Source organism: Desertihabitans aurantiacus (assembly GCF_003344635.1).
Classification (GTDB): Bacteria; Actinomycetota; Actinomycetes; order Propionibacteriales; family Propionibacteriaceae; genus Desertihabitans; species Desertihabitans aurantiacus.
Window position 1 is genome coordinate 1 of sequence record NZ_QPKK01000220.1, and the last position, 6,422, is coordinate 6,422.

The window sequence follows — 6,422 nt, forward strand, 5'->3', positions numbered from 1 at the left end:
ACCCGGCGCCGGCGGCCGAGCGGACGGGAGCGAGCGAGGAGCCGGACGGCACGGAGCCCGCGGACGCGCCGGCGCCGCTGCCGCCGGGGCTGGTGGTCACCAGCAGCTACCACGTGCTGCGCGCCGCGATGCTGGCCCGCCGGCTGGGCCTGCCCGCCCAGGCCGTCGGCGCCCCCACCGCCCGCTACTTCTGGCCCTCGGCGGTGCTGCGGGAGTACGTGGCGGTGCTCGCCGAGCACCTCGTCGTGCACGTCGTGCTCACCCTGCTGGTGGCCCTGCCGGCCCCGCTGCTGGTGCTCTGGCTGTCCTGAGCCCGACGGTGCGCGCGATGTCGGCCGGGTGTGCCACGATTCTCCCCACCACGCTCGACCGACCAGAGGAGCACCGACGATGAGCAACCCCTACGGCGCACCGGGCCACGCCTACAGCAGCCCGCCCCCCTCCGCGGAGAACCCGGGCCGGACCCTCGGCATCGTCGGCCTGGTGCTGGCCATCGTCGCGGCCCCGATCGGTCTCATCGTCAGCATCGTCGCGCTCGTGCAGTCGAAGAAGGCCGGGATGGGCAACGGGCTGGCCGTCGCGGGGATCATCGTCGGCGCGCTGTTCACCATCGGCATCATCCTCCTCATCGTCGGAGGCGTGGTGGCGTTCAACGTCGGCATGGAGCAGGTCTGCTCCCAGCTCGGCCCGGGCACGCACGACGTCGACGGCACCCCGATCACCTGCCCGGCGTGAGCCGACCGCGCCCGCTCGGTCGTGGCTGAGGACCTCTTCGGCTCCACCTCGGCTGCCGCCCCGGACCCGCGACCGGGTCTGGGCGGCAGCCTGAGCGACGCCACCTCCGGACAGCTCCCGCTGGCGGTGCGGATGCGCCCGCGGACGGTCGACGAGATCGTCGGCCAGCAGCACCTGCTCGGCCCCGGCTCGCCGCTGCGCCGGCTGGCCGCCGGAGAGGCCGCGATGTCGGTGTTCCTCTGGGGCCCGCCGGGCACCGGCAAGACCACCATCGCCTCGGTGGTCAGCCACTCCACCCGCTCGGAGTTCGTCGAGGTCTCCGCCGTCACCGCCGGGGTCAAGGACGTCCGCGCCGTCCTCGACACCGCCCGCAGCCGACTGGCCCGCGGCACCAGCACGGTGCTCTTCGTCGACGAGGTGCACCGCTTCTCCAAGTCCCAGCAGGACGTGCTGCTGCCGGCGGTGGAGAACCGCATCGTCACCCTGGTCGCCGCCACCACCGAGAACCCGTCGTTCTCGGTGATCTCCCCGCTGCTGTCGCGCTCCCTGCTGCTCACCCTGCGCCCGCTCACCGACGAGGACATCAGCACCCTGGTCACCCGGGCGCTGGTCGACGAACGCGGGCTGCGCACCGCCGACGGCGGTCTCTACACCCTGAGCGAGGAGGCCCGCGCCGACCTGCTGCGGCTGGCCGGCGGGGACGCCCGCCGCGCGCTCACCTACCTGGAGGAGGCGGCCGCCGGCGCCACCGCCCGCGGCAGCGACAGCATCGACGCCGAGGTGCTCGGCCAGGCGGTGGACCGCGCCGCGGTCCGCTACGACCGCGCCGGCGACCAGCACTACGACGTCATCAGCGCCTTCATCAAGTCGCTGCGCGGATCCGACGTCGACGCCGCCCTGCACTACCTGGCCCGGATGCTCGAGGCCGGCGAGGACCCCCGTTTCGTCGCCCGCCGGCTGATGGTGCTGGCCAGCGAGGACATCGGCATGGCCGACCCGACGGTGCTGCCGCTGTGCGTGGCCGCCGCCCAGGCCGTCCAGCTGATCGGCATGCCGGAGGCGCGGATCAACCTCGCCCACGCCGTCGTCGCCTGCGCGATGGCGCCCAAGTCGAACGCCGCCTACGCCGCCTACGGGGCCGCCGAGGCCGACGTCCGCGCCGGCCGGATCGGCCAGGTGCCGGCCCACCTGCGCGACGCCCACTACCCGGGCGCGCGGGCGCTCGGCCACGGCAAGGGCTACGTCTACGCCCACGACGTCGAGCCGCACGGCGTCGCCGCCCAGCAGTACCTTCCCGACGAGCTGGTCACCGCCCGCTACTACCACCCGACCCGGCACGGCGCGGAGGCCCACCTCGCCGACCGGCTGCAGCGGATCGACGAGCTGCTCGGACGCGACCGGCGCTAGCGGGCCCCGACGCAGGCTGTCACCGCATCACCCGGTCGGGGGCGATCCGCAGGTCCACGGACTGCGCGGCCTCACCGCGTCGGCACCGGCGGCTGTCGAGGGCCCTCCCGCAGCGCGCTGGCGTCAGCGAGGACGGGCGGTGCGAGGGGCGAGGGTCAGCGCCATCACCCAGCGCAGGAAGCGGACGTAGCCGGACCAGACGTGCCGCTCCGGCTCGGTGCCCGACACGACGGCCTCGGCCTGGTCGAAGGCGTCCTCGAGCAGTGCGTCGTGCAGCGGCCGGTACACCAGGGGCCAGGTGAGACGGGCACGGCCTCTCGGCCGCAGGGTCAGCACGTGCCGGATCCTGGTCCGGCCTGGACCGCACGCCTCGAGGAGGAACTCGTGCCCCCCGTCGAAGCCCGTCGGTCCGGTGAACCGGAAACGGACGTGTCGACCGGGTGCCATCTCGGCCACCGTGTAGCGGACCGGGCCGTGACCGCCTACGGCGCCGACAGCCATCCCGGGCGACAGCCGCATCGCCGGCCAGGATCGCGACGGCCACAGCCGGTCCTGCTCACCGGCGAGGTCCTCCAGCAGGTGGCCGCACCGCTCGATCGGTGCGGCCAGCAGCCGACTGTGCTCGTTGACGACGGTCATCGCGCTCATCCTGCCGCCTCCGACCCGATGGGCAACAGGTCGACGGACGGCACCCGTGTGCGGCGGGCGGACCGGGACCGGCCCACCGTCACCTCCGGCAGGCCAGCGGCCGGGCGGTCCGGGTGGTCGGCACCGCCCGCTCAACTGGTTCGGTTCCGTGTGCCGTCTGCACTAGGCTCGGCAACCGCCAGCCGAAGGTCGGGCCGGCAGGGCCCCGGAGGAAGGAAGACCATGGACGTCACCCTGGGCAGCATCGCGGGCATGATCGCTGCCATCGCCTTCGTGGTGCTGGTCGCCATCCTGGCCGTGCCGCTGTTCAAGCTGGGCCGAGTGCTGGAGGAGACCCGGCTGGCCGTGCGCGACCTCGGGCACAGCTCGGTGCCGATCCTCACCGAGCTGCAGGGCACCGTCCGCGGCGTGAACTCCGAGCTGGAGAAGGTCGGTGTCGTCACCGAGGACGCCGCCCGCGTCACCGGCCACGCCACCGTGGTCACCGAGAACGCCGCCCAGCTCGCCACCCTCTTCAGCGCCACCCTCGGCGGCCCGCTGGTGCGCACCGCCGCGATCAGCTACGGCGTCCGGCAGGCGCTCAAGGGTCAGCGCGGACGGCGGGCCAAGCGATGATCGGACGTCTCTTCGCCTTCCTGCTGGGCACCGTCCTCGGCGTCTTCGTGCTGCTCAAGGCCCGCGACCTGCTGCGCCGGGCCACCCCCGAGGCCGTCCAGGAGCGGATCGGGGAGCGGGTCGGCGAGGCACAGGCCGACCTGGGCCAGCGGGTGGCCGACTTCACCCGCGAGTTCACCCGCGCCCGTGACGAGCGCGAGGCCGAGCTGCGCGACGCGCTCGGCATGGAGGACAGCGACGCCGCCGCCGAGGCCGGCCACGTGGACGAGACCGTCCGCGACCAGCCGGTCGGCGAGCGCGCCACCGAGGACCTGGCCCGGGCCCGGCGAGCTGCCGAGCGCTGAGCCGGCCCGTCCGGCCAGCGCTCGCCCGCCCTCCCGTCCGCACCTCCACCTGTCAGGACCCCACCATGAAGACCTCTGAGATCCGCCAGCGCTTCCTCGACTTCTTCGCCGAGCGCGGCCACCTGGTGCAGCCCTCCTCCTCGCTGCTCTACAACGACCCCACCCTGCTCTTCGTCAACGCCGGCATGGTGCCGATGAAGCCGTACTTCCTCGGTGAGGAGCAGCCGCCGGCCCGCAACCTCGCCTCGGTGCAGAAGTGCGTGCGCACCCTCGACATCGAGGAGGTCGGCAAGACCACCCGGCACGGCACCTTCTTCCAGATGTGCGGCAACTTCTCCTTCGGCGAGTACTTCAAGGCCGGGGCGATCCAGCACGCCTGGGACCTCATCACCACCGCCCAGGACGCCGGCGGCCTCGGCTTCGACCCCGAGACCATCTGGGTCACCGTGCTCGAGGGCGACGACGAGGCGGCCGGGCTGTGGCGCGACGTCGCCGGCCTGCCCGCCGAGCGGATCCAGGAGCGCGGGCTGCTCGACAACTACTGGCACATGGGTGTGCCCGGTCCTGGTGGGCCGAACTCCGAGATCTACGTCGACCGCGGCCCGGCCTACGGCCCCGACGGCGGCCCGGTGGTCGACGAGGACCGCTTCCTCGAGATCTGGAACCTCGTCTTCATGCAGTACGAGCTGTCGGCCGTGCGCGCCAAGGACGACTTCGACGTGATGCGCCCGCTGCCCAAGCCGCAGATCGACACCGGCGCCGGGCTGGAGCGGATCGCCTACCTGCTGCAGGGCGTGGACAACCTCTACGAGATCGACGAGATCTACCCGGTCATCGCCCGTGCGGTGGAGCTGTCGGGGCGGCAGTACGGGGCCGACCACGACGACGACGTCCGGCTGCGGGTGGTCGCCGACCACGTGCGCTCGGCGCTGATGCTGATGGCCGACGGCGTCACCCCCGGCAACGAGGCCCGCGGCTACGTGCTGCGCCGGCTGCTGCGCCGCAGCGTCCGCGCGATGCGGCTGCTCGGCGTCACCGACCGGGTGCTGCCGGAGCTGCTGCCGGTCAGCCGAGACCTGATGGGGCTGTCCTACCCGGAGGTGCTGCAGTCCTGGGAGCGGATCAGCCAGGCCGCCTACACCGAGGAGGACGCCTTCCGGCGCACCCTGGTCGCCGGCACCCAGCTGTTCGAGGGCGCGGTCCGCACCGCCCGCAGCGAGCAGCGCGACACCCTGGCCGGGGCGCAGGTGTTCCAGCTGCACGACACCTACGGCTTCCCCTACGACCTCACCCTCGAGATGGCCGCCGAGCAGGGGCTGCAGGTCGACCGCGAGGGGTTCGCCGCGCTGATGCGCGAGCAGCGCGACCGGGCCAAGGCCGACGCCCGCGCCAAGAAGGGTGCGGGGCAGAACCTCGAGGCCTACACCATGGTCCGCGCGGACGGCGAGACACCGTTCCTCGGCTACACCGAGCTGCTCGCCGAGACCACCGTGCGGGCTGTCGTGGCCGACGGGGTCAGCCGGCCCAGCGCGGGGGAGGGCGAGACGGTCGAGCTGGTGCTGGACCGCACCCCGTTCTACCCCGAGTCCGGTGGCCAGGACGCCGACAGCGGCGAGATCATCGCCGACGGCCTGCGCGCGGAGGTGGTCGACGTGCAGCGTCCGGTGCCCGGGCTGATCACCCACCGGGTGCGGATCACCTTCGGCGAGGTCGCCGTCGGCGACACCGTCCGGGCCCAGGTCGACACCGCCGCGCGGATGGACAGCTGCCGCGCGCACTCGGCCACCCACGTGGTGCACGCCGCGTTGCGCCAGCTGCTCGGCCCGACCGCGGTCCAGGCCGGCTCCTACAACCGGCCGGGCTACCTGCGCTTCGACTTCAACGCCACCCAGGCCCTCACCCCCGGGCTGCGGGAGGAGATCGAGGGCGTCTCCAACGAGGCGATCCGCTCCGACCTGGAGGTGACGGCCACCGAGATGCCGCTGCAGCAGGCCAAGGACCTCGGTGCGATGGCGATGTTCGGCGAGAAGTACGGCGACGTCGTGCGGATGGTCGAGCTCGGCGGGCCCTGGTCGCGCGAGCTGTGCGGCGGCACCCACGTGGAGAGCAGCGCCCAGATCGGGCTGCTGACACTGACCGCGGAGTCCTCGATCGGCTCCGGCGTGCGCCGGGTGGAGGCCTTCGTCGGCGCGGACGCCTTCGACCACCTGGCCCGCGAGCGCGCCCTGGTCGCGAACCTCTCCGACCTGCTCAAGGTCCAGCCCGACCAGCTCACCGACCGGGTGGAGCGGCTGGTCGGCCAGCTGCGCACCGTCGAGAAGGAGCTGGCGGCCGTCCGCGGGCAGCAGCTGCTGGCCCGGGGTGCCGAGATCGCCGGCACGGCCACCGACGTGGCCGGCACCGCCTTCGTCGGACACACCCTGGAGGGGGTGGGTGGGGCCGACCTGCGCACCCTGGCCACCGACGTCCGCGGACGACTGGGGGAGCGCCCGGGCGTGGTCGCCCTGGCCGGCGTGGCCGACGGCAAGGTGTCGCTGGTGGTCGCCACCACCGCCGCCGCGCGCGACCGGGGGCTGCAGGCCGGGAAGCTGGTCGGCGTCGGGGCCCCCGTGGTCGGCGGCCGCGGCGGCGGCAAGGCCGACATCGCCCAGGGCGGCGGCACCGACGTGGACG

General features: G+C 73.7%; 7 protein-coding genes. 6 read left to right on the top strand and 1 reads right to left on the bottom strand.

Annotated features, from left to right (window positions below):
- The 3 genes from DVA66_RS15380 to DVA66_RS15390 all read left to right on the top strand — a co-directional run.
- Nucleotides 1-311 (top strand): YdcF family protein (locus DVA66_RS15380; RefSeq protein ID WP_198671809.1); only part of this gene is annotated, 311 nt, incomplete at its 5' end.
- A 79-nt stretch (nt 312-390) separates the two neighbouring features.
- A complete protein-coding gene (locus DVA66_RS15385; protein WP_114560873.1) occupies nt 391-735 on the top strand; it encodes a DUF4190 domain-containing protein in 345 nt (114 codons plus the stop codon).
- A gap of 21 nt (nt 736-756) precedes the next feature.
- Nucleotides 757-2,142: a replication-associated recombination protein A gene (locus tag DVA66_RS15390; protein ID WP_114560874.1), complete on the top strand. Its 1,386-nt coding sequence runs from the start codon at nt 757-759 to the stop codon at nt 2,140-2,142.
- A gap of 123 nt (nt 2,143-2,265) precedes the next feature.
- Here the strand turns inward: DVA66_RS15390 and DVA66_RS15395 are convergent, their stop codons facing one another.
- Nucleotides 2,266-2,790 (bottom strand): hypothetical protein, encoded by a 525-nt coding sequence (locus tag DVA66_RS15395; protein ID WP_198671810.1) that lies wholly within the window; start codon nt 2,788-2,790, stop codon nt 2,266-2,268.
- Nucleotides 2,791-3,012: 222 nt separating this feature from the next.
- Between DVA66_RS15395 and DVA66_RS15400 the strand changes: the two genes are divergently transcribed.
- The 3 genes from DVA66_RS15400 to alaS form a co-directional block, all read left to right on the top strand.
- Nucleotides 3,013-3,405 carry a DUF948 domain-containing protein gene (locus DVA66_RS15400; RefSeq protein ID WP_114560876.1) on the top strand — a complete coding sequence of 131 codons (393 nt, stop codon included), beginning with the start codon at nt 3,013-3,015 and terminating at the stop codon, nt 3,403-3,405.
- Nucleotides 3,402-3,749, top strand: coding sequence for a hypothetical protein (locus DVA66_RS15405; RefSeq protein ID WP_114560877.1), 348 nt, complete (start codon nt 3,402-3,404; stop codon nt 3,747-3,749). The genes DVA66_RS15400 and DVA66_RS15405 overlap by 4 nt, the downstream gene beginning before the upstream one ends.
- A 65-nt stretch (nt 3,750-3,814) precedes the next feature.
- Nucleotides 3,815-6,422: alanine--tRNA ligase (gene alaS / locus DVA66_RS15410; RefSeq protein WP_114560878.1), on the top strand; the 2,608-nt coding region annotated here is incomplete at its 3' end.

Coding starts and splice junctions, on each gene's coding strand:
- DVA66_RS15385 (WP_114560873.1), top strand. CDS start 391: ATGAGCAACCCCTACGGCGCACCGGGCCACGCCTACAGCAGCCCGCCC.
- DVA66_RS15395 (WP_198671810.1), bottom strand. CDS start 2,790: ATGAGCGCGATGACCGTCGTCAACGAGCACAGTCGGCTGCTGGCCGCA.
- DVA66_RS15400 (WP_114560876.1), top strand. CDS start 3,013: ATGGACGTCACCCTGGGCAGCATCGCGGGCATGATCGCTGCCATCGCC.
- DVA66_RS15405 (WP_114560877.1), top strand. CDS start 3,402: ATGATCGGACGTCTCTTCGCCTTCCTGCTGGGCACCGTCCTCGGCGTC.